The organism is Spirosoma flavum, from assembly GCF_042686045.1.
GTDB classification, from domain to species: Bacteria; Bacteroidota; Bacteroidia; order Cytophagales; family Spirosomataceae; genus Spirosoma; species Spirosoma flavum.
Genome location: NZ_JBHUOM010000001.1, coordinates 756,632 through 780,138, shown reverse-complemented (window position 1 = coordinate 780,138; position 23,507 = coordinate 756,632). Strand labels below are relative to the sequence as shown.

At 47.3% G+C, this 23,507-nt stretch carries 20 protein-coding genes; 10 read left to right on the top strand and 10 right to left on the bottom strand.

Features of this window, described 5'->3' with window-relative positions; genetic code table 11:
- Nucleotides 1-2: 2 nt before the first annotated feature.
- From ACFS25_RS03135 to ACFS25_RS03105, 7 genes are all read left to right on the top strand, one after another.
- On the top strand, nucleotides 3-776 hold the full coding sequence (locus ACFS25_RS03135; protein WP_381496943.1) for a cell division protein FtsQ/DivIB: 774 nt from the start codon (nucleotides 3-5) through the stop codon (nucleotides 774-776).
- The gene (ftsA, locus tag ACFS25_RS03130) at nucleotides 773-2,170 is read left to right on the top strand and encodes a cell division protein FtsA (protein WP_381496942.1); all 1,398 of its coding nucleotides are present in this window, start codon (nucleotides 773-775) and stop codon (nucleotides 2,168-2,170) included. Before ACFS25_RS03135 ends, ftsA begins: the two co-directional genes overlap by 4 nt.
- An 81-nt stretch (nucleotides 2,171-2,251) precedes the next feature.
- On the top strand, nucleotides 2,252-3,688 hold the full coding sequence (gene ftsZ, locus ACFS25_RS03125) for a cell division protein FtsZ (protein ID WP_381496941.1): 1,437 nt from the start codon (nucleotides 2,252-2,254) through the stop codon (nucleotides 3,686-3,688).
- Between the two features lie 69 nt (nucleotides 3,689-3,757).
- Nucleotides 3,758-4,468, top strand: a complete 711-nt coding sequence (locus ACFS25_RS03120) for a DNA alkylation repair protein (protein ID WP_381496940.1) — start codon at nucleotides 3,758-3,760, stop codon at nucleotides 4,466-4,468.
- 235 nt (nucleotides 4,469-4,703) lie between these two features.
- On the top strand, nucleotides 4,704-5,516 hold the full coding sequence (locus ACFS25_RS03115; RefSeq protein ID WP_381496939.1) for a TerC family protein: 813 nt from the start codon (nucleotides 4,704-4,706) through the stop codon (nucleotides 5,514-5,516).
- A 45-nt stretch (nucleotides 5,517-5,561) separates the two neighbouring features.
- Complete coding sequence (locus tag ACFS25_RS03110; protein ID WP_381496938.1) at nucleotides 5,562-7,163, top strand: NADH-quinone oxidoreductase subunit N; 1,602 nt, start codon at nucleotides 5,562-5,564, stop codon at nucleotides 7,161-7,163.
- A 112-nt stretch (nucleotides 7,164-7,275) separates the two neighbouring features.
- Complete coding sequence (locus ACFS25_RS03105; protein WP_381497411.1) at nucleotides 7,276-8,268, top strand: bifunctional heptose 7-phosphate kinase/heptose 1-phosphate adenyltransferase; 993 nt, start codon at nucleotides 7,276-7,278, stop codon at nucleotides 8,266-8,268.
- 44 nt (nucleotides 8,269-8,312) lie between these two features.
- Here ACFS25_RS03105 and hemE read toward each other — a convergent pair whose 3' ends face one another.
- Nucleotides 8,313-9,332: a uroporphyrinogen decarboxylase gene (gene hemE / locus ACFS25_RS03100; RefSeq protein WP_381496937.1), complete on the bottom strand. Its 1,020-nt coding sequence runs from the start codon at nucleotides 9,330-9,332 to the stop codon at nucleotides 8,313-8,315.
- Between the two features lie 122 nt (nucleotides 9,333-9,454).
- Here hemE and ACFS25_RS03095 point away from each other — a divergent pair, with 122 nt between their 5' ends.
- Together ACFS25_RS03095 and ACFS25_RS03090 are read left to right on the top strand one after the other, a co-directional pair.
- Nucleotides 9,455-10,537 (top strand): glycosyltransferase family 4 protein, encoded by a 1,083-nt coding sequence (locus tag ACFS25_RS03095; RefSeq protein ID WP_381496936.1) that lies wholly within the window; start codon nucleotides 9,455-9,457, stop codon nucleotides 10,535-10,537.
- A 149-nt stretch (nucleotides 10,538-10,686) separates the two neighbouring features.
- Complete coding sequence (locus ACFS25_RS03090) at nucleotides 10,687-12,519, top strand: ABC transporter ATP-binding protein (RefSeq protein WP_381496935.1); 1,833 nt, start codon at nucleotides 10,687-10,689, stop codon at nucleotides 12,517-12,519.
- 7 nt (nucleotides 12,520-12,526) lie between these two features.
- Here the strand turns inward: ACFS25_RS03090 and ACFS25_RS03085 are convergent, their stop codons facing one another.
- The 6 genes from ACFS25_RS03085 to ACFS25_RS03060 form a co-directional block, all read right to left on the bottom strand.
- Nucleotides 12,527-13,423 carry an SAM hydrolase/SAM-dependent halogenase family protein gene (locus ACFS25_RS03085; RefSeq protein ID WP_381496934.1) on the bottom strand — a complete coding sequence of 299 codons (897 nt, stop codon included), beginning with the start codon at nucleotides 13,421-13,423 and terminating at the stop codon, nucleotides 12,527-12,529.
- Between the two features lie 20 nt (nucleotides 13,424-13,443).
- Entirely contained in the window at nucleotides 13,444-14,256 is an 813-nt protein-coding gene (gene blaOXA / locus ACFS25_RS03080) for a class D beta-lactamase (RefSeq protein ID WP_381496933.1), read from the bottom strand.
- Entirely contained in the window at nucleotides 14,253-15,071 is an 819-nt protein-coding gene (locus ACFS25_RS03075) for a bacteriorhodopsin (RefSeq protein WP_381496932.1), read from the bottom strand. The genes blaOXA and ACFS25_RS03075 overlap by 4 nt, the downstream gene beginning before the upstream one ends.
- 63 nt (nucleotides 15,072-15,134) lie before the next feature.
- A complete protein-coding gene (locus ACFS25_RS03070; RefSeq protein WP_381496931.1) occupies nucleotides 15,135-15,791 on the bottom strand; it encodes a DUF305 domain-containing protein in 657 nt (218 codons plus the stop codon).
- A 234-nt stretch (nucleotides 15,792-16,025) separates the two neighbouring features.
- Nucleotides 16,026-17,333 carry a UDP-N-acetylglucosamine 1-carboxyvinyltransferase gene (murA, locus tag ACFS25_RS03065; RefSeq protein WP_381496930.1) on the bottom strand — a complete coding sequence of 436 codons (1,308 nt, stop codon included), beginning with the start codon at nucleotides 17,331-17,333 and terminating at the stop codon, nucleotides 16,026-16,028.
- Between the two features lie 93 nt (nucleotides 17,334-17,426).
- Nucleotides 17,427-18,263 (bottom strand): DUF4290 domain-containing protein, encoded by an 837-nt coding sequence (locus ACFS25_RS03060; protein WP_381497410.1) that lies wholly within the window; start codon nucleotides 18,261-18,263, stop codon nucleotides 17,427-17,429.
- Nucleotides 18,264-18,406: 143 nt separating this feature from the next.
- Between ACFS25_RS03060 and ACFS25_RS03055 the strand changes: the two genes are divergently transcribed.
- A complete protein-coding gene (locus ACFS25_RS03055) occupies nucleotides 18,407-19,798 on the top strand; it encodes an MATE family efflux transporter (RefSeq protein ID WP_381496929.1) in 1,392 nt (463 codons plus the stop codon).
- Nucleotides 19,799-19,811: 13 nt separating this feature from the next.
- Here the strand turns inward: ACFS25_RS03055 and ACFS25_RS03050 are convergent, their stop codons facing one another.
- The 3 genes from ACFS25_RS03050 to ACFS25_RS03040 all read right to left on the bottom strand — a co-directional run bounded on the left by ACFS25_RS03050 (nucleotide 19,812) and on the right by ACFS25_RS03040 (nucleotide 23,183).
- Complete coding sequence (locus tag ACFS25_RS03050) at nucleotides 19,812-20,051, bottom strand: hypothetical protein (protein ID WP_381496928.1); 240 nt, start codon at nucleotides 20,049-20,051, stop codon at nucleotides 19,812-19,814.
- A 93-nt stretch (nucleotides 20,052-20,144) separates the two neighbouring features.
- Complete coding sequence (locus tag ACFS25_RS03045) at nucleotides 20,145-22,274, bottom strand: carboxy terminal-processing peptidase (RefSeq protein WP_381496927.1); 2,130 nt, start codon at nucleotides 22,272-22,274, stop codon at nucleotides 20,145-20,147.
- A gap of 135 nt (nucleotides 22,275-22,409) precedes the next feature.
- Entirely contained in the window at nucleotides 22,410-23,183 is a 774-nt protein-coding gene (locus tag ACFS25_RS03040; RefSeq protein WP_381496926.1) for an FKBP-type peptidyl-prolyl cis-trans isomerase, read from the bottom strand.
- Nucleotides 23,184-23,507 lie beyond the last annotated feature (324 nt).

The following is a 23,507-nucleotide window of genomic DNA, read 5'->3' as shown; positions in this document are numbered from 1 at the left end:
AGATGTTTTCTACCTTTAAATCATCCAAAAAATGGTTACTCACCGCTGGAGGACTGTTGAGCCTGTTTGGGCTTATTGCTTTCACGGAAATTCGGCAGGGACAAAAGCACGTTCGAGCAGTAATTGTTCGGCTTGATCAGGGTGACGGGCATCGTTTTCTGACACGTCGGGATGTAATGGGTTACCTAACTAATGAGGGAGCTGATCCGGTAATCGGGAAGAATTACGGAGAGGTTGATCTCCGAAGGTTAGAAACGAGGCTGAGACAACATGGATTAGTAAAAAATTGTCAGGTTTCACATGACCTAACAGGTAATTTATTAGTTGTTATTGAACAGCCGCGTCCGTTGGCCCGGTTAATACTAGCTGGTGATGGCATCAGGAATGTATCAGGACAATATGTAAGCGAAGAGGGGCATTTTTTCCCGATTTCGATGAATTACTCGGCTCGTGTGCCGGTTTTAACGGGCAGTTATTTTGTCCAAAACCGTTCATTGTCGAATGATCGAAACCGACCATTGCTGGATTTATTAAAACGAATTCACGATGATCCCTTTTGGCGGGCACAAATTACCGAACTGTCGGTAGACGACCGGGGCGAAATAACAATGTGGCCGCAGATTGGCAATCACAAGATTGAGTTTGGGCCACCTACGGAATTAGATGCAAAGTTTAAGAAATTGAAATTAGTATATACGGACGTTTTACCGGCAAAAGGTTGGGACCACTATAGTCGAGTAAGCGTTCAGTACCGAAACCAAATAGTTTGCGAATGACACCAACGGGCATGGACGAGAAAATAGTGGTAGGTCTGGACATTGGCAGTACCAAAGTATGTGCCGTGGCGGGGCGATTAATTCGAAATAATAAAGATCAGGAAACACTCGAAGTATTGGGTGTGGGCGAGACAAATTTGACCGATGGCGTAGCAAAGGGCTCTGTCGTGAATGTCAATAATACGGTGAACGCGATCAAACGTGCGGTGGCTGATGCCTCGAACCAGTCGAATTTAAACATTCATCTGGTTAATGTCAGTTTTAGCGGCTCCCATGTGATGTCGATTAAATCCAGTGGTAGCATTACTCGCTCGTCGTCGGGCGATGAAGTGCAGACCGAAGACATTGATCATCTGCTTAATGACATGTATCGTACCTCTATTCCGGCAGACAAGGAAATTATCCATGTTCTGCCAATGGATTTTGTGGTCGATAATGAAACCAGTGTCAATCAGCCAGTTGGTCGGAATGGCGTTAAACTAGGTGCTGATTTTCAACTTATCACTGCTCAGGCCAACGCAGCCCGCAACATTCGCAAATGTATTGTTCGCAACAATCTGGCGCAGGATACCATGATGCTGTCGGCTCTGGCATCTGGCTTAGCCGTGTTGACCGATGAAGAGAAATATGCAGGCGTGGCTCTGGTAGATATTGGGGGTGGTACAACAGAAATGGCCATCTATTACCGAAATGTACTACGCCATGTAGCTGTGTTCCCCTGGGCTGGAAATAGCTTAACATCTGATATTCAGGCAGGCTGCAAAATCCTTCCCAATCAGGCTGAGCTCCTTAAGAAAAAATTTGGCAGTGCTAATCCGGGCGAATACAACCTCAACGAGGTAGTAGCTGTACCGGGCCTGAGCAATCGTAAACCTAAAGATGTGCTACTGAAAAACGTAGCTGTCATCATTGAAGACCGGCTTCGTGAAATTGCCGCGCTGGTGCAGGCCGAAATCATTCGGTCGGGCTATGACGGTAAATTGCTGGGCGGAATTGTGTTGACTGGTGGTTCTGCTCTGATTCCCGGCGTAGAACATACGTTTGGCCGGGTAACCGGTGTTGAAGAAGTTCGTGTTGGTTATCCCGAACATCTTGAACCCAATGGTCGTGCCGACTTAGTTGGCGACCCAGCCTATGCAACAGCTGTTGGGCTGGTATGGGCTGGTTATAAGACAATTGACAACCGTATTTCGTTTATCAGCGATCCCAATCGGACATACAAGGAAGATGATCAGCCCGTCGGGCCTGTCCGACCTGTGTATCCATTAGGCGGCAGTGCTACTAAGCCACCAGTAAGCGTCAAGTCACCGGAGCCCGAACTTAAGAAGAGTTGGCTGGATAAGCTTAAAGAAGCTCTTCAGCCAACACGAGGGAACGAGACTGATACGTATTGATGCTCGTAGCAAACCGGCCCTCTGCCGGGTTAATGGCAATTAGGCAGTTTTTTACACGAACAGACACCATATACCCACACGATGAATAGTCAGGGCTATAGATTCGAACTTCCCGATGACAACCCAATTATAATTAAGGTTGTTGGCGTGGGCGGCATGGGCGGAAATGCCGTCAAACACATGCACAAACTAAAAATGCAGGATGTCAATTTTGCTGTTTGCAATACTGATCGTCAAGCACTTATGAGTAATCCGGTACCTACTAAGTTGCAACTAGGCGACGGATTAGGAGCGGGTACTGAAGCCAAAGCAGGTGAAGATGCAGCCCGTGCCAGTATCGAAGAAATTCGAAATCTGTTGGCTCCGCCTACTAAAATGGTCTTTATTACGGCGGGTATGGGCGGTGGCACTGGTACAGGTGCGGCTCCGGTGGTGGCTGAAGTAGCCCGTGAAATGGGCTTGCTAACGGTAGCCGTTGTGACGGCTCCGTACTGGTATGAAGGTACTGACAAGAAAGAGCAGGCACGTGAGGGTATCGAAAAACTCAAGAAGAGTTGCGATACCGTACTCGTTGTGTTGAACGATAAACTGGCCGAGTTATACAGCGAGTTAACCTGGACAGAAGCCTACGCGCATGCTGATGATGTGCTGGCAAATGCGGTGAAGAGTATTGCTGAGATTATTACGACTCAGGGCGATATCAACGCTGACTTCGCCGACGTTAAGAAAGTACTTGAAGGGGCAGGCCAATCGGTGATGGGCTCCGCAGAGGTATCAGGTGAAGATCGGGCACTCCGAGCCATCGAAGCCGCCCTGAACTCTCCCTTGCTCAACGACCATGACATTCGGGGAGCCAAGCGGATTCTGCTGACTATTTCATCGAGCAAAGAGCACGCCATGCGTTTGAAAGAGCAAATGGCAATTTCAGAGCACGTAGCCAAGAAAATTCAGAGTGAAGCCAGAATGTTTAAGTTCGGAGCTATCACAGATGATAATCTTGGTGAAGGTCTACGCGTGACCATCATTGCTGCTGGTTTCGATGGAACGACCACGCTGATGGATCAGCTTAAGGATACGACGCAGCAAAATAATCATATTGATGCCAATACTGAGTCTGACGACCTGCCAGATGCAGAAATGGAGCAGAACGAACCAACAGACGAGTTAGTGCTTGTTGACGCTGATGGCGACGAAATAGATCCTAATCCAGTAAATCTAAGCGTTAAGTCTGATGACAAACAAACACCAACCGGCTACAATGGCACGACGATAATTCGTCCTGAAACACCGGGTATTATTCGCCCGTTTCCGCATGATGAGTCCGAGCTTTTGTTGATTGATGATGAGGAGCGGCCCAGTGACACCGACCAGATTAAGCAGATGGTAGATGCCTTTGTAAAGGGTCAGTATTTGGCAGCCGACCTTGACAGACCGACTTTTGAGCGAAATAAGACAATGCTTTACTCCCTACCGATGCTCTCTGAACAGGAGTTTGTGCGCTCGAAACTAAATGATTAATTGAGTGTAAGATACGCTCCGGGTATTGGGCAGAGATTCACAGGAGTCTCTGCCTTTTATTTTGCTCCTATGGAATCAACTTATACTGATGTTAAGACCGCTTTACTTGCTTTAGCACAGCCCGAACGAGCCTTGCTGGTGGCCCGTTTTTTCAAAACTGCGCCCGGACAATATGGAGAAGGTGACCAATTCCTGGGGCTTTCAATGCCGCAGCAACGCCGTATCGTCGAACAGTATCAAAACCTATCTCTCAATGATACAGAGAAGCTAGTACGGGATCCAATTCACGAGTGCCGGATGACAGGGTTACTTATCTGGGTTTATCAGACCCGTAAAGCAACGTCAACGCAGCAAGCGTCTATACTGGAACGGTATCTGTCGAACCGACGCTATATTAATAACTGGGATTTGGTTGATGTCAGTTGTTACCACATTCTCGGCCAGTATGTGGTAAAAGGAGATCGCTCAATTCTCTACGATTTAGCTGGTGAGGACTACTTGTGGAGCCAGCGCATAGCGATCGTTTCAACATTCGCGCTCATTCGCCTGGGGCAGTTTGCCGATACATTTGCCATTGCTGAAATGCTGCTGTCGCACAAACATGATCTTATTCATAAAGCCATTGGCTGGATGCTCCGGGAGGTGGGAAAGCGTAGCGCAGAGGCACTGGAAGAATTTCTGCACGATCACGTGCCAAAAATGCCCCGCACTACGCTCCGATACGCTATCGAACGATTTGAACCGGTACACCGTCGATATTATCTGGATCTATCAAAATAATTCCTTTATTGCTTCGATTCCAGTCATGGAATCGATTAAGACAGGTAGCTTATCCGATTTACTTAAGCCGATTATACCCAATTCGGCTATTCACGGTTACCACAACTCACTTCACGGATAAGCAACCAATTGTCCCATTTAGCAACCTTTTGTCCGGTTTGGGGTGCTTTCTTGAACAAGTTGTTGCAGACCCGGACCGGAGGGGGTAATTTTGGGCTTTCACTTCTGTTCAACCATGAGCGATCTCTTCACTGCTGAGTCAATCATCAGCCTGTTAACCCTGACATTTCTGGAAATTGTTCTGGGTATTGACAACATCATTTTTATTTCCATTGCGGCCAATAAGCTCGCTCGGGGAGACCAACCCAAAGCGCGGAACATTGGGTTGATTCTGGCTATGGCTTTCCGGTTAGTGTTATTGCTGGGCATTTCAATCGTTATATCGCTTAGTAAGCCATTTACGCACATTGATATCGGCTGGTTCAAAGCGGCCTTGACGGGGCAAAGCCTGATTCTGTTTGCTGGGGGGATATTTTTACTCTACAAAGCCACCTCCGAAATTCACCATAAATTAGAAGGCGGTGGAGACGAAGAAGTAGAAGGCAGCACAAAAGGCAAAGCAACTATTTCGAGCGTCGTCACGCAAATTGCTATTACAAATATTGTTTTCTCAATTGACTCCATTCTGACGGCCATTGGCCTGACACAGAACGTAGCCATTATGATGATTGCCGTTGTGCTGTCCGTTCTGATTATGATGTTTTTTGCTGGACCGGTTGGTTCTTTTGTCAATGAACACCCCACTATTCAGATGCTGGGTTTAGCTTTTCTAATTATGATTGGTTTCATGCTGGTGGCCGAAGGAGCTCACTTGTCCGAAGTAGTTATCTTCAATCAGGAGGCCGGTACCGTACCAAAAGGTTATTTGTACTTCGCTATTGCTTTCTCACTCTTAGTTGAATTTTTGAACATCCGGCTACGTAAGAAGCAGGCTCCGGTGAAACTGCACAACTACGAAGGGCGGCCAGAGCGTGATGGAATAGTCTGATAAATTCTTCATATCTGCGCTTTTACCTAACGACAAACCACTATTTTGTCCCTTACCGAACAACTTACCGACATTCTCAACAGCCTCGGCGGCTTCGGGCCAGAGGTATGGCTGTCGGCATCGTTTTGCTTACTGCTGTTAGCCGAACTAATTTTAATGCGGCTAACGTCGTTGCTAAACGTACGTCGGTATCTGGCCGGATTAAGTGTTGTGATCTTGCTGGTGGCTGGTCTTTGGACAGGGCTATCGCCCACGCGTGGCTTCCTTTTTATGCACCTGCTCTTCGTCGATAGTCAGGCAATTTTCATTCAGGTTGTGGTGGCGTTGGGAGCTGTACTGGTTATTCTGTACGAGTGGTTTACATCGCTTCCCAAACCTACATTCGAGGAGGCTCTCACGGTGCAAAAAGGCGAAGGGGCACTTGTCGGGAGGCCAGCGTTACCCCTCGAGTGGTACGCCCTGATAATTGCCATGACACTGGGCTTGTTCCTGATGACAATGTCAGTCAACATGCTCAGTATTTATCTAAGCATTGAACTCGTTTCTATTTGCTCCTATCTACTTACCGCGCTCATCGCCGACCGCAAAGCATCGGAAGGAGGCATTAAATACTTACTGTTTGGGTCCATAAGTTCGGCTGTGATGCTATATGGGATGTCATTGCTGTATGGCATGACCGGTACCCTCGACCTTACGGCTGATGTCTTTGGGGTCATACTTGCTCAACAGGACGCGTCTGTGGTAGCGGTGGCCCTACTGCTGACGCTGGCTGGCCTATTGTTCAAACTTGCTGGCGTGCCGTTCCATGTCTGGACGCCTGATGCCTACGAAGCTGCACCGGTGCCAGTCGCTGCTTTCTTTTCCGTTGCTCCTAAAGCGGCAGCGGTGTTGGTCCTGATGCGGATTGTAACGGCTCTGCCAATCGAATCGGGACTAGGCGGCACCACAGCAACAGTATTACAAACTCCACTGGCTGTATTGGCTCTGGCGGGTATTCTACTTGGCAATTTGTCGGCTCTTCGACAAACTGACGCTAAACGGCTGTTGGCCTACTCGACTATTGCGCACGCAGGTTTCTTGCTGGTGGGCGTTGTAGCGTTGAGTGAAGCTGGCTTCGACGCTGTTTTGTTCTACATCGGTACGTACTTGTTCATCTCGCTTGCTGCTTTTTTCCTCGTCGATTTGCTGGCTCGTAGCAATGGAGCTAGTCGAAATAGCTCTGGTGGAGGGTCAGCTTCTCAACCAACCGGATCACTGACCATTAGCAATTTTGCTGGTTTAGGGCAAAAGCAACCTCTGTTATCCATAGCCCTGACGGTGGTTATGCTGGCCTTAACGGGCCTGCCCCCAACGGTTGGCTTCACGGCCAAACTCTTATCATTTTCGGCCCTCTACGAAGCGTATCAGCAAACGGGCGATAACTGGCTGATGGCGTTGTTTGCGTTGGGTTTACTGAATGCATTGATTTCACTGGTTTATTACCTTAAGATTCCCTTTCTTCTTTTCTTTCGACCGGCTCCTCTGGAGTTTACTAACGCTATACCATTGCCGAAACCTGCGGTCTGGTTGGCAGTTGGCTTAGTAGTGCCGGTAATCTTATTGTTTCTAAAGCCTGACTTACTGCTTCAATTCATCACAAAGCAGTAACTGCCCTGTTTCTTCAAAGCCATAATACCAATTTCGGAAAAGGCGTTGGCGTTTCGTTTCTTTGTATCCAGAAACAAGTTGCTTTGTGCTTATGAGTCCGGTTCACGACCTTATGGTCTTAGATATGTCCCTTGATGAACTGTTCGATCAGTTCGATAAACTCCGCGTTCTAATTATTGGCGACGTGATGCTCGATTCCTACGTTTGGGGACGCGTTGAGCGGATTTCGCCCGAAGCTCCCGTACCGGTCGTAACGGTTGACCGGCGCGAACAGCGCTTAGGCGGAGCGGGTAATGTATTGCTAAATGTGCAGGCATTGGGGGCAGAAGCCATCATTTGCTCCATTATTGGTACCGATACACCGGGCGATCAGTTAGAACAGGAACTGTGTAACCGGGGCCTAAATTGTGATGGGCTCATTCGAAGTGCAGCCCGCATCACAACCATTAAGGAACGGATTATTGCCGGTTCTCAACAGGTGGTACGCGTCGATACGGAAACGGACAAATACATCACTGCCGACGAACGGGCTCAACTAATTGCGAAAGCGAAAGAACTCATTCCAACTTGCCACGTCATTATTTTCGAAGATTATGACAAGGGCGTCCTGAGTAAAGAAGCCATTGCAGAAATTACTGACTTTGCTAATGAGCGCAACGTTCCAACGGTAGTTGACCCTAAAAAGCGCAACTTTCTATCGTATCAGAACACGACGCTTTTCAAACCGAATCTGAAAGAATTGCGTGAAGGATTGAAAGTGGATTTTGACGTAGACAATCCCAACGAATTACAGGCGATTGTTGATCAACTGAAACAAACCCTAAATCTGAAAGGCGCACTTATTACGCTGTCGGAACGCGGTGCATTTATTGACTATAATAGCGAGACATTGAAACTACCGGCCCACGTTCGCAAAATTGCCGACGTGTCGGGCGCGGGTGATACGGTCATTAGCATTGCCGCCTGCTGCGTAGCGCTAAAACAGCCACCGCGTATCATTGCTGGCTTATCAAACCTTGGCGGGGGCTTGGTTTGCGAGTCTGTAGGCGTGGTACCAATTGATAAGGCGCAATTAAAACAGGAAGCAAAAGAGAATTTATACTAGTAATTTGGTTCACTGGCTTTCAAGCCGGTGAACCAAATCAACGCCTACATTTCTTTCACTGCATCGACAAAGCACCTTGCTTTGTCGGGGTCAGTATCAGGGTAAATGCCGTGTCCAAGATTGGCGATATAGTGCTGATGGCCAAACGCGTTGAACATCTGTTTCACCTCGGCCCGAATTTGGGTAAAATCAGCGTAAAGAACACATGGGTCTAAATTTCCCTGCAACACCCGGTCGGGAATCAACTGCCGCGACTCATGCGGGTCCATGTTCCAGTCTAAGCCGACAACATCGCAACTTAACTGCCCAATTGCGTGCCGGGCAAAAAAAGCGCCTTTGGCAAAAACCGTCACCGGAACATCGGAAATCAAATCACAGATTTGTTTGATATAGGGTAGCGAAAACGTCTGGTATTGCTCTGGTGAGAGAATGCCCGCCCACGAATCGAAAATCTGAACCAGATCGACTCCGGCTCGTATCTGCGCCTGCAAATATGAAATTGTGCTGTCTGTAATTTGTTGAAGTAGCGCGTGGGCGAAATCCGGGTCAGTATATAGCAGTTTTTTAGCGACAGAAAAGGTTTTCGAGCCTTTACCCTCGGTCATGTAACAAAAAATGGTAAAGGGTGCTCCGGCAAAACCAATAAGCGGCACGCGGCCATTTAATTCTTTTTTTGTCAGTTTAATTGCCTCCAGCACGTAACCCAAATCGCTTTCAGCATCGGCCACACGCAGGCGGCTCAAATCGGCTTTATTGCGTACCGTTTCGGGGAAAACCGGCCCCCGGCTTTCAATCATCTCGTAGGGCAGACCCATCGCTTCGGGGACTACCAGAATATCAGAGAAAATAATAGCGGCATCGACATCAAACGCATCGACCGGCTGAATAGTCACTTCAGCGGCTAACTCGGGCGTTTTCGCCAGCGTGATGAAACTACCAGCCCGCTCGCGAACGGCCCGATATTGGGGTAATACGCGCCCGGCTTGCCGCATCATCCAGACCGGCACTCGCTCAGTCAATTCGCCCCGTGCCGTACGGAGTAATAAATCATTTTGTAAAATCATGGTGCAAATATCCGAACTCCTGTTTGTCTGTAAGAAGATTTCGCCGTAAAGTTTATCAGGAGGGATTTATAACGTGCTGGAGTTCCTAATATTTACCAATTTTGCTGAAATTAGAAAACTCAATGCCTTCTCTTTTCATTGACGCCGAACGTTTGCGCGACCTTAATAGTGGTTTGGGACAGGTGTGTTTGCACCTCGGACACGAACTTGTTCGCCAGCGCCCCGACGGGTGGACTATTACATTTCTGGTTCCAAAAGGTCAAGCGGGCGTGTTTGGTAACGAGGCCGAGTATATTGAAGCGTCATGGCTACGTAAGCTTTGGATTCCGGGCAAGTACGATGTTTGGCATTGCCTGCATCAGGACTCCGATTATTTACCCCGCCAATCCAACTTAATACTGACTATTTACGACCTGAATTTCCTGGAACGAGCCGATTATTCTGTCGCTAAAAAAGGGCGTAAATTAGCCCAGCTTCAACGTAAAATCAATCGGGCGTCGTTGCTAACGGCTGGATCAGCTTATACAGCCTCGGTGGTTAAGGAGTATTTACACGTTCCCGAAACACTACCGTTGAACGTAGTTTATACTGGTGTGGCTGTTAATCCCAAAAACACGCCAGCCGACTTACCCGCGGATTCGCCCATTCGCTCATTTACCCAATCGTCGTTTTTCTTGTTCGTGGGAGTTATTCACCCGAAAAAAAACGTCCATACGTTACTGCCGTTGCTCGAAGCGTTTCCAGAGTATCGGTTAGTGCTGGCCGGACCCGACCGCCATCCCTACGCTCAGCACATTCGCGAGCAGGCCCAAAAGCTTGGCGTTTCCGACCGGTTACTGATGCCCGGTTCGGTAGATGAACCCACCAAATTATGGCTTTATGCCCATTGTGAGGCTTTTTTATTTCCGTCACTAACCGAAGGATTTGGCCTACCCGTAGCTGAAGCCATGACATTTGGCAAGCCGGTGTTTATTTCTGACTTGACGAGCTTACCCGAAGTAGGTGGCAAAGAAGCGTATTATTTCGAGAATTTTGAGCCAGAAAGTATGGCCAAGGTTCTACACGACGGCCTGCACGATTTCGGCCAAAATCCGCTACGTGAAGAACGACTACGCCGACGGGCAGCCGGGTTTAGCTGGCCAAGCATAGCGGGGGAATACTGGACGTTATACAAAGAATTAGTGACCGGAAAGATTGGTCGGTGAGTTCCTGCATTAACTACTTGATTTTAATTTGAACTCTAAATTTAGCCTTTCCAAAAACGCCAACAATTCTGGCTATGCGCTCAGAGGTTTTACCGTGACTAGTTTTCGTGAGTGAATAATATTGCGGGGCGCGTACCTTTGCGGGACTAATGAAAACATACCTTCGATTACTCTCCTTTGCTAGCCCATTAAGCCGCTTCCTGACGCCGTTCGTATTGACGTCGCTAATTGCCAGTGTATTTGGTGTATTGAATTTTACACTGCTCATTCCGCTGCTCAGTATCCTGTTCGATAAGGTCGATACAAAGCAAATGCGGGAATTTCTGAGTCAGCCCGCGCCCTCCTTGACCACCGGCCCTACCGATTTTTTTAGATACTATTTCGCGCAGGTATTTCAGGAGTATGGCAAAGTCGGCGCATTACAGTTCGTTTGCTTTATTATTATACTATCCGTTCTGCTCAATAATTTATTCAAATACTTATCCGTTAGGCAATTAGAGTCATTTAAGGCGCGCATGGTGGCAAAACTCCGCGAAGCTGTATTTGCGCAAACGCTGCGGTTGCATCTCGGTTTTTTTTCGAACGAGCGCAAAGGCAACCTCATTTCCCGCATCACCACCGATGTGCAGGAAGTTGAAAACTCTATTGCTAATACGCTGTCTGCCGCATCAAAAGAAGTGTTTTTGCTGATTGGCTACATCGTGGCCCTGTTGAGTATTTCGGTTAAATTGACGCTGTTTGCTATTATCGTCATTCCGATTTCTGGTGGTTTCATCGCTACTCTTGTCCGACGAATGAAGCGCGATGCGCAGGAGGGTCAACGGCGGTTGAGCGGTTTAGTGAGTCTGTTAGATGAAACCTTCGGCGGTATGCGCGTCGTGAAAGGCTTTGTAGCGGAGGGCTTTATTCTGGACAAATTTCGCCGTGAAAATGAAGGCTATCGAAAGGCCATACGCTCACTGGCGAACCGACGCGAATTAGCTTCTCCATTCTCGGAAGTAATGGGTGTGGCCGTTGTTGCCGGAATTTTATTCTATGGTGGTTCGCTGGTATTGAGTGGCCAATCGGATTTAACGGCGGCTCAGTTTATCGCCTACATCGCTATTTTCTCACAGGTAACAAGACCCGCTAAGGATATTTCTAATGCATTCAGTGGATCGCAACGAGGACTAGCTTCGGGCGAGCGCGTTCTTGAATTGATTGATACTCCCCCTGCTATTCAGGATAAACCGGGCGCCGTAACATTAGACGACTTTCACGACCGGATTTCGGTGCAACACGTATCATTTTCGTACAATACCGATACGCCCGTTTTGCGTGACATCAGTTTCGATTTAGCCAAAGGGAAAACCATTGCGCTCGTCGGGTCGTCGGGCGGAGGAAAGTCAACAATTGCCGATCTAATTCCGCGTTTCTATGACCCGACAGAGGGAAAAATTTTGATTGATGGCGTTGACATGCGCGATTGCACAATGGCGTCGTTGAGAACGCAGATGGGCATTGTGACCCAGGAGAGCATTTTATTTAACGATACAATTTTTAACAATATCGCCTTCGGTAGCGCAGCAACTGAAGCGGAAGTGATGGAGGCTGCCCGGATTGCCAACGCGCATGATTTCGTTATAGCCCAGTCCGATGGCTACCAGACCATCATTGGCGACCGGGGCGGCAAACTATCGGGTGGGCAACGGCAGCGTATTAGCATTGCCCGGGCTATTCTGAAAAACCCACCAATTCTGATTTTGGACGAAGCTACATCTGCGCTCGACACGGAGTCTGAGAAGCTGGTGCAGGAAGCGCTGACGCGCCTGATGGCTAATCGCACGACGCTGGTGATTGCGCATCGGCTTAGTACTATTCAACACGCAGACGAGATTCTGGTAGTGAATCAGGGTCGTATAGTTGAACGGGGTCGGCATGATGAACTCCTGATGCTGGATGAAGGATTCTATCGGAAATTGAGTACGATGCAAAACGTTTGATACCAGATCATTTACTCACGACGATTTTCCAGTCTGGCCCACTGAACACCTTGTACTTCTCTGAAAAATTGCCCTGATTAACAGCAATTGAAAAATTCAAGAGACTGTTTACATACCCCACGTCGTCGCCGGTAGCGGCTTCGCCAAAGGTGTTAACCAGACGAACGGCCTTATCGTACAGGGTGGCGCCTTCGTGAAAAATCTGAACATGTACTATTTCACCAGTTTTGAGGCCAAGCTGGTCAATCATAGCTCTGGGAATATTGCTCCAAACGTTGCCGTACTGAACGTCTAGCACGGGGATATTACCCTTTACAGTGCCCTTACTATACTCTGCTTTTTGATAAGGCAGCCGAACCACTTCATCAGGCAGCTTGGGACCTACCTGCTCAAATGTAATCGTGCGCGAAGCCAGTCGGGCAGCGGTGTACGCATATACGTCGCGGCCGTGGAACGTATAGGATGCGCCAGAATTTTTGAGTCGGTTAATGGCTTCGTCAATTTGCCGAACTTCGAGAATACCAAGGTGTTCGGCTACTAAGGTGAGCGTCCCATTATCGGGTGTCACAATATAATGCCCGGATTTCGTCTGCATCACAATCGAATGCCGTTCTGTGCCCACACCGGGATCGCAAACGGAGACAAATACGGTTCCTTTGGGGTAATAAGGGACAGTTTGGTGTAATCGATAAGCAGCTTCCCAAATGTTGTAAGCAGGAATTTCGTGGGTGAGATCCAGTAATGTAAGGGTTGGTGATACACCTATTGCTACCCCTTTCATCGCGGAAACAGCACCATCTTTCAGGCCAAAATCCGATTGAAATACTACGATGCCATTCTGTCCCTTCGCCAGTGGTTTACCAAGCATGAACAGCAACAAAATATAACCGCAGATAATGCGCATAATGGGTAGTTTAAAGTAGGTCAAATAATCCCCAACTCAGCCAGAATTTTCTCTGTAATACCACGACGGGCCGAAACAAAATTATCGGGCACGGGCGTAGGATGTTCGATGTTAGTAGCAAAGAAATATACATCGTTACCTTTCTCAACGTAGCCAACAAACCAGCCGATGTTTGGTCCTGTAACAGTAACCCCATCAAGATTGATAGCCCAGCCTGTTTTTCCATAAAGCTTGTAGGTTGGCTTATCGTCGATAAGCATTATTTTTTTCAGAACAGCCCGGCTGTGTTCTGAAAACGGCACGTCGCCTGAATAAATACGTCGGAGAAAATCGATTTCTTCAACTTGCGAGATTCGTGACTTTCCCGTGAGCCAAAACATATCGAGGTTGTCGGCATGGATATCCATGTGGCCATAGTCTGCTTTTTTAACGAATGACTTCATTCGCTTCAGACCGATTTTCCGGGCTAGTTCGCGGTAACAGGGTACACACGAAACTTGAAAGGCTGACCGCAATGTATGGTCCTGATTCCAGGATACAATGTCCCGTTTCACACCATCCCATTTCATAGGCGAGTTTTCACCCTGCAACACTCCCGTTTCCAAGCCAATCAGTGTGTTCGCGATTTTAAATGTGGATGCGGGCAAAAATGTTTCTTTACAGCGGTCATATCGGTAAGCCATATAAACATCTTTCTTGAGGTCATACAGCAAAAATGAGCCGGGTAGCTTTTCAGCTTCGAAAAAGCGGGCAAAGTCAGGGCGGTCAATTACTGAAGGCGGGCGATAAGCCGATAGCAAACCTACAAGGCTAAGCAGATACAATGTTCTCATGATTTGTTTTCTACCGGTTTCGTACTCGCAAAATAAACGAGTAACCCCAGTCCAGCTTTAGTAGTAATGTCGGCAATTGTGTAAGCAATATGAATCCAGTTGAAGTCAATATTGCTCACTGTCAATATATAGCCAATCGGATAAGTGATACCAAAAGCACCCATGACAAAGGCCATTAACCGATAAGTGCGTTGTTCGTCGGGCTGAACCTGATTGACAACTTGTTTCCAAAGCCGGGATAGCGTCAGCAGAATTATCGCATACCCTATCATTGAAATAGCGCCCCAAATCAATTTGGGACCAATCTCGATTTCATTGTCGAAGGCGAGTTGCTGATGACCGATATAGCCGGTCAGAATCATAAAAAAACTAGCGACCAGCAATGTAACTAGTGGCCGTCTGCGCTCACTTGGCTGAATTTTGAGCGTAAAAACCACCTGAATCAGCAACAGAGGTATTGTTACGGCCCAATCCATGTAGCGATATTGGCCAATAGCGTTATATGACTCGCGGATAAGTACCTGCCGGTCGTTGGCATTGGTTACAGTCACCAACTCCGCCAGCATATCGTGGTAGTACCCTTGGATGAAGTAGTAGGAAAGACCCGCAACGGCAGAAATAATGGCCGTCAGGATAGGAGATAAATTCTGAAATCGATTCTGGACCTGCTCTGGCTGAGTAGTTGTTCGGGAAGCCAGGGCGAAAATAAAATTACCCAGAAAGAGATAGGTAGCCACGATTAAAAAAAAGTACGTGACTAACGGAAAAATTCCAACGACACCCGCCGTTGGAACAAATGAATCGGCTATTTCCATGAATGCAATAACGTTAATAGCATCAAAATTAACGCTACTGCATTCATGGCGCAATGGGTTGCGTTATTTAGGTGTACCTGGCAACGCCTTAATTTGCTGCATTTGTTGCTTTGACTTATCAACTAATTGCTGGGCAAATGTCCGCAGTGTGCTGTTCTTGCCATATTGCAAATAGCCGGTAGCCATATCTATAGCATCCTGATGCTGATCAAGAAAAAGCGTGGAGAAATTATTGTCTATATCGCTTGTTAATTTATCACTCGAACCCGTCTGTTGCAATTTAAGGCTCATAGCTTCCAGATTTCGACTTTGCTGCTGTACGAAAGCTTGGTTTGGGCGCGTCGGTTTAACTTCTTTAAGCGTCCCGTCGAGCAAATTCATATCAGCTTCGAAAACTGGCTGTAACGACTTCGCCATTTGCTTTAACGAAGAATCTTTCCCGTTCTGAATTTCCTGTTTCAGCAAATCCAGCGCGCCCTGCGTGTGAATTTTAGCCTGAAAAGCGTAGTCAAAGTCCGGGTCGCCAGTTGCCTGCAACTTTTTCATTTTCGCAATCATCTGCTGCAACGGTTGCAGTAGCATTGTTTTAGCCGGGTCGCTGGTTGGCGGGGCACTGGCCGTAGCAGCACTCGTTGTAGCTTGCGCACAAGCCACCAAGGAGCCGCCGGATAGAAGAGCCGCTAGCGCCCAGACTGACAGATTGGATTGGAGCGTTTTCATTAGGTGTCTTTATTTTTTGCTGTTAAACTAATCTTATTCCACTCTAAAGACAAGAATTAGTGAAGAAGGTTTAATTGACAAGACTTTGTTATCAGACAATTAACCGTTTTTGGTGAAGATACTAAGTTGTCATGTTAATGATCTACTTGTAAAATACCTACTGTATAAATGAACGGCTACTGAATGAGAATAGGGCAGTCAACTGCCCTATTTATACGTTGAAAAAGAGTCTTTTTACATCCTGATAATCTCGGCACCAATGGCATTTAGCCGCGTATCAATGTTCTGGTAACCTCGGTCAATCTGCTCAATATTGTCGATAATACTAACACCTTTGGCCGACATAGCCGCAATCAGCAACGCTACTCCTGCCCGAATATCCGGTGATGACATTCGGATACCTTTCAGGGGAATCTGCCGATTGAGACCTACAACAGTGGCGCGGTGCGGATCGCAAAGAATAATTTGTGCGCCCATGTCGATAAGCTTATCGACAAAGAAAAGCCGACTCTCGAACATTTTCTGGTGAATCAATAGGGTGCCCTGTGCCTGTACGGCTGTAACGAGCACAATACTTAATAAATCAGGTGTAAAGCCGGGCCAGGGTGAATCGGCAACGGTCATCATACCGCCGTCAAGAAAGCTTTCAATTTGATAATGTTCCTGCGCCGGGATGAAAATATCATCGCCCCGAAACTCCATTTGAATGCCTAATCGCTTAAACTGGTCGGGAATGATTCCTAACTCTGGAATCTGGCAGTTTTTAATCGTGATTTCTGACTGTGTCATGGCGGCCAACCCAATGAATGAGCCAATTTCAATCATGTCGGGCAACATAGTATGCTCGGTTCCTTTCAGTTCCGATACACCCTCAATGGTAAGCAGGTTAGAGCCTACACCCGTAATTTTAGCCCCCATTGAGTTGAGCATCTTGCTCAATTGCTGCAAGTACGGTTCGCAGGCGGCATTGTAAATCTGAGTCGTGCCCTCAGCCATCACAGCGGCCATAAGAACGTTGGCAGTACCTGTTACAGATGCTTCATCGAGCAGCATATAGGTGCCGCGCAGGTTGCTGGCATCTACCTGATAATAACCCCCGTCATTGGCATCGTAATTAAATCGGGCACCGAGTTTCTCAAAGCCCAAAAAGTGGGTATCCAATCGACGCCGACCTATTTTATCGCCACCCGGCCGGGGGATACGTCCTTTCTTAAAACGGGCAAGCATCGGTCCCAGTAGCATAACCGACCCGCGTAGGGCGGCTGCTTTGCGTTTGTAAGTATCGGTTTCGAGGTATTCGAGATTAACGTCGCTGGCCTGAAAACGATAAGAACTTTCGCCAATCTTGGTAACCCATACACCTAAATCACCAAGTAGATCAATGAGTTGGTTAACATCCCGGATACCCGGAATATTATGAACGGTAACGGGTTCTTTAGTAAGTAAGACGGCACAAAGGATTTGCAGAGCCTCATTTTTAGCGCCTTGCGGATTCAGTTCGCCTTTTAGCTTACGCCCGCCTGTAATTTGAAAAGATGCCATTTAGGAAATAATAAGTAATGAGAAATAAAGGCTGGTTAAAGAAGAATAGCTGGTGTACAGCTATTCTTCTTTAACCAGCCTTTATAGAAAAATCTACCGCCGTTTACGTGAGTTGTCGTTCCGGTCGTTGCGATTACGACTGCCGAAATTGCGTTGTCCCGGTCCGCTATCGCGTGAATTGTCGTTACGGTTATTTGGCCGACTCGGTTGTCCAGTTCCGCTATCGCGTGTTCCGGTTCCATTATCATTCCGGTTGCGATTGTTGACATTGCGCGGCCCACCATCGCGTGAGTTGTCGTTCCGATTATTTGGCCGACTCGGTTGTCCAGTTCCGCTGTCGTTCCGGTTGCGATCATTCCGGTAGTTATTCCCTCCGATGCGCTGGGGTTGATCGCCGGTACGTTCGCGGGGAGTTGCTTCAACGAGGCCCTGTTCCCGAATTAGTTTAATATCGTCGAAGAGTTTACCCTTAGAGAGTTCAATCAGACTCTGGTAAATGGTTTCGTCTTCAACGGCCTCTTTATTCCATGCCTGATAAAACGTGCGCATTAAGCGCGTCAGGTAGGAAACAAACGCACGTCGCTCTTCAGGTTCTTCCAGCGCAACGGCCTTTGCTATCAGCAAATCCACATTACGGCCAAAATGCTTAAACTTCAGATTATGCGTATTATAAGGAACCCGTTGTGGTTTTTTGCCTAGTGACTCCTCCGATGGTGGCGGATAAGGACTATCAACATCCAAGGTAAAATCGGACATAATGTACAGGTCGTCCCACAGTTTATTGTAGTAGTCCTGACCATCCTTCATATTAGGATGGATTTGCCGCATCAACTCAATCAGGATATGCGCATACCGAGTTCGGGTTGAGCGATCTTCGATGTTGACCATGTTGTCAACTAATTTTTGGATACTACTGCCGTATTCTTTCAAAGGCTTTTCCGATAGGTGATAAAGAAAACAAAAGTACGAAGGAATGGGGCAAGGGGCAAGGGGCATTGTCCATAGGATGAGTGGAAGGGAAGAAAGGTTAGCGTATAACCGTTACCTTTGTTTTCTACGCTGTTATTTAGTCAATGCCCACCACACCCCGCCCTTTACTGCTCACTTACCGTGCCGAGTTCACCGATACACTTCGACTGAGTATCCCGATTATCATTGCTCAGCTAGGCGTTGTCTTGATGGGGGTGACTGACAATCTTTTTGTTGGGCGTTTGCTGGGAGCCGTCCCTTTGGGCGCAGCCGGACTGGCAAATTCACTGTCTTTTCTGATGTCGAGTATTGGTGTAGGCGGCCTGTCAGTTGTGGCAGCTTTAGTGTCAAAGGCGAATAATCAAAACGATCCGGCTGCCGTAAACCGTTTGTTTCGGGCTGGATTGCGCGTGGCGGGGTTGCTCAGTATACTGCTGGGCGGCTTGTCGGTGCTTTTAGCGTACAACTTCAGCCTGTTCGGACAAACTCCCGAAGTAACACGATTAGCGCGTAATTTCATGTTGATCTTGAGCGCATCGCTCCTACCCTTGCTGGTTTTTGTGGCGGCTCGTCAATTATGTGATGGTCTGCGTTATCCGCGTGTAGCAATGGCGATTACCCTATCGGCACTCGGCATAAATGCACTTTTCAACTACCTATTCATCAGGGGAGTTGGGCCATTCCCGGCTTTGGGGCTGATGGGATCGGCTTTGGCCACCCTCTTGTCACGCACGTTCATGGCGGGTGCGCTACTGGTTTATATTTACCGGACAACGCACTTTCGGGCTTACTTGAAAACAGGTCTTACTTCACTAGCGTCTACCAGCGAAGCCTGGATAATTCTTCGGCTAGGTATTCCGGGTGGATTAACTTTTTTCTTTGAAGTTGCCACCTTTTCATTGGCAGTAGTTATTGTCGGTTGGCTCGGCGAAGCACAGTTAGCCGCTCACCAGATTGCAATCAATATGGCATCTGTTACATATATGATGGCAACGGGCATTTCATCGGCGGCTGCCATTCGGGTTAGTGCCGCGGTTGGTCAGGCAAGTCGTGAGGGAGCCTGGCGTGCTGGTGTAGCCGCCTTCCTGCTATCGGTAAGTTTTATGAGTGTAATGGCAATAGTGTTTTTGACGGCTAACGATTGGTTGGTGACGCTCTATATTCGTGACAGTCCGGAAGTCATGACTATCGCTGCCTCACTCGTTATTATAGCTGGTTTCTTTCAACTTTCCGACGGCGTGCAGGTGGTAGCCTTAGGGGGATTACGGGGGTTGTCGGACGTAAACGTACCAACCCTGATTACATTATTTTCGTACTGGATTGTCGCCTTGCCATTGAGTTACGTGCTGGCGTTTCCATTTGGCATGGATGCCATCGGTGTTTGGATTGGCCTGCTGGCTGGCCTGACTATTGCGGCTGTATTGCTGACATGGCGTTTTTTTCGACGCGTTCAGCGTACTACTTTATTCGTTGATGCAAGTATGGCAAACCCCTAACAACCTAATTTTTCTACTGCATTTCCACCAGCATATCGTCTCTCGTTGGTCGGTCAGCCGTCAACTTATACTCGATGCCTTCACGATCCAGATAATCCATAAACAAGGAATAAACATCCTTTTCAACAGAGAAAATATACCAGTTTTCAAACGGTTCGTTGAACAATTCCACCTCTGCTAACGAGGCCCTTTTTTGCAGACGCTGATATTGAGCTTTTTCGAGTGCCCGCTGTTTAATGAGGAAATACCACATGTGAAGATGCGCGAATTTTACTATTAAGTACAAAAAACGCGCATCGAAAGTTGCGCGTTTTTTGTACTATCTATTTGTAAAGCAAGCTATTATTTATTTTACAGCCAGAATATAATCAGCCAGCACCAACCCTGCTTCGTTCAGATACAGGTCTTTTTTCTTTTTAGGCGTAGCTGTTCCGGCAGTTGGCGATGGTGTTCCGGTTTCATCAATCGGAGCCGATACCTGCGACACTTTATTGGCAGCAGCTCGTTTGCGTTCGGCTTCGTCACGCTCTTTCCGACGTTTCGTTTCCTGCAACGACACAACCGTATTCTCTTTGGCTTTCTTAAAATCAGCCAAATCCTGCGCCAGTTGTTTCAGTTCAGGGTCTGACTTAAGCCGTTGATCGAAACGATCGCGAAGACGAGCCAGAATTTTATCATCAATACCGCGCGATTGCTCATACCGGGTCGAGTTAATCTGATCCCAGGGCAGCGCACTTGGCTGCGAACTTTCACCGTATTCCTCAGCCGAAAAGGCTGATGGTAACTGTACATCCGGAGTTACACCCTTGTGCTGTGTGCTGCTGCCATTGATGCGATAAAACTTCTGAATGGTCATCTTTACCTGACCTACTTTTTCTGGTTCCTTAGGCAACCACTGATTCAGATCAATCAGCGTTTGCACGGTTCCCTTACCGAACGTTTGTCCGCCCACAATAATACCACGCTTGTAATCCTGAATGGCAGCGGCAAAGATTTCCGATGCCGAGGCACTAAAGCGGTTTACTAAGACAGCCATAGGACCTTCATAGCTCACAGACGGGTCGGGGTCGGTATAAACTTCGGTTTCGCCCGTTGACTCACGCACCTGCACAACTGGTCCCTTCGGAATAAACAGGCCGGTCAGGTTAATGGCTTCGGTAAGTGAGCCACCACCGTTATCGCGCAGGTCAATGACAATGCCGTCCACCTTCTCAACTTTCAACTCTTCTACAAAGCGCTTCACATCACTTGTGGTGCTGCTGAAACCCTCTTCACGTTTACGGGCACCCTCAAAATCACGGTAAAACATGGGAATATTAATAACCCCTATTTTGAACGGCTTACCATTGTCCGAAACTTCAATGACTTCTTTTTTGGCCCGTTGTTCTTCCAGCTTAATCTTCTCGCGTACCAGCCGAATCTCTTTCGGTGGGGCACCCGCCAGCGCATTAGGCGGTACAACCTGCAACCGGACAACCGTACCTTTAGGACCCTTAATCAGTTTGACAACCTCATCAACCTGCCAATTCATAGTATTGACCATTGTGCCATTGTCGCCTTGAGCCACGCCCGCAATTCTATCTTCTTTATTGAGCAGTTTGCTTTTAAAAGCCGGACCGCCAGGCAAAACATCCGTTATGCGGATATATTCTCCATCTTCACGCAACATAGCCCCAATACCTTCCAGAGACTGACTCATCTCCTGATTGAAACGGTCGGCGTTGCTAGGTGACAAATAGTTAGTATGAGGATCGAGCGCTTCGGCAAACGAGTTCATGTACATCTGAAATACGTCAGCACTTTTTACCCGATTGATGGCTTTATCGAGGTTGGCATATCGCTGATTCATAAGTGCTACTACAGCACTATCCTTTCGACTACCTAACCGCAATTCCAACTCTTGATTTTTAAGAATCTTCGTCCACAGCTCGTTTTGCTCATCTACTGTTTTCGGCCAGGCAGCCTTTTCCCGGTCTGTATTAAAGTTTTCATCGGCAGTGAAGGCAAACGGCTTTTTGACCTGTTCTTTAATGAAATCGCTGCGCTCCTGATAACGTTTGCGGAAAACATTATAAAGCTCATAAGCAGCTGTCAAATCACCGTTGATCAGGGCATCATCGATCTGATACCGGTACTTCTCAAACGTGGCTACATCAGATGCCAGCAGGTAAGCTTTGTTACCGTCTACTTCCTTAAGGTAATTATCCCAAACGACGGACGACAGTGAGTCGTTAAGCCGCACCTTCCGGTAGTGATAAGTCGTTAGTAGCTTGGCTACCAGTGTTTCGACTTTTTCCTGTGAGATAGACGGTTGCAGATCGGCAACCGTAGACGATGTCGGTGAAGACAGCGTAGTACCCTGAGCCACACCAGCGGTGGTGCCAGGCGAATTTATATTGGGCGCACCATTCGATGGCGAATCCGGCTGAAAACTTAGCATCAGCACGGGCACTAGGGTTACCAGATACTTTTTCATCTATATTACCCAGATTAATGGCGAAAGAGTAAAAGTACGGGCCGCCGTGATAGTGAATGAGCAAGTTAACAACTAATACTTCTCGCTTTTACTCATTCCCTACATGACAGTGGCCCGGCTTCATTTTTTCGCTCTTTATTGTTTAACTATATCAAGCAACTCTACGTCGAAGACTAATGTTGAGCCGGGTTTAATTTCAGCACCAGCACCCCGGTCTCCGTAAGCTAAATCAGACGGGATATATAGCTTCCACTTTGACCCAACCGGCATCAACTGCAAAGCTTCTGTCCAGCCTTTAATCACTTCAGTTACACCAAATTCGGCAGGTTGACCACGTTCTACTGAACTGTCGAACACCTTGCCGTCGAGAAGTCGGCCTGTGTAATGTACTTTAACACGATCTGTAGCCATTGGTTTAGCCCCAGTCCCTTCTTTCTCAACTGAATATTGTAATCCACTGGCGGTAGTTACTACCCCTGTCTTTGCCTTGTTCTCTGTCATAAAAGCAGTACCAATTTTTTTATTTTCGGACGAAGCCTTTGTCCCTTCCGCATTGCGAACCGCCATCTGTTTCTGCATAAAGTTATTCATCACCTGCCCCGCCTGAGCTTGTGTCAATCGCGTTGACTTACCGTTTAGAGCATCTTCCAAACCGCGCATCAATAATGCGTTGTTGAGATCAGTTATGCCTTGCTGTTTTAAATTCTGAGCCATAAACAAGCCGATACTATAACTAATCGAGTCCTGGGGTGATAAGAGTGATGACCCCGTTGCGACTGTTTTAGCAGCGGTAGCTGATTTAACTGAAGCAGGCTTTTTTGCTGTTGCTTTTTTTACTTGTGCCGTAGCGGAACCGGCGACAAAAACGGCTGACACCATACTGGCCAGCATCCATTGGTTGAACTTCATGCGAAAACGAAACGTGGTGTATGTAAACGAAACTTATATACTATTGAAACGTGAATGAATAGGATAAAAGTTTAAGTAGTGAATAGTTTGATAAAAAAATAGTATGCCATTTGTAACCCGCTAACCTTTAATCTTTGTAAGGTAAGCCGAATAAAAGTAGTTGAAAAATTGGCGTATGACAATTTCGGTTGCTTAAAGTACTGTTAATTCGTATGAATGGTTTCTTCGGCCAAGTCAGTGGCTAAAAGCATACCGATATTTTATCGGAAAAGTCTAACGTTCAGCAGGTGCTTCTTTGTTTCATCGCATTTTTGTCAAATTTTA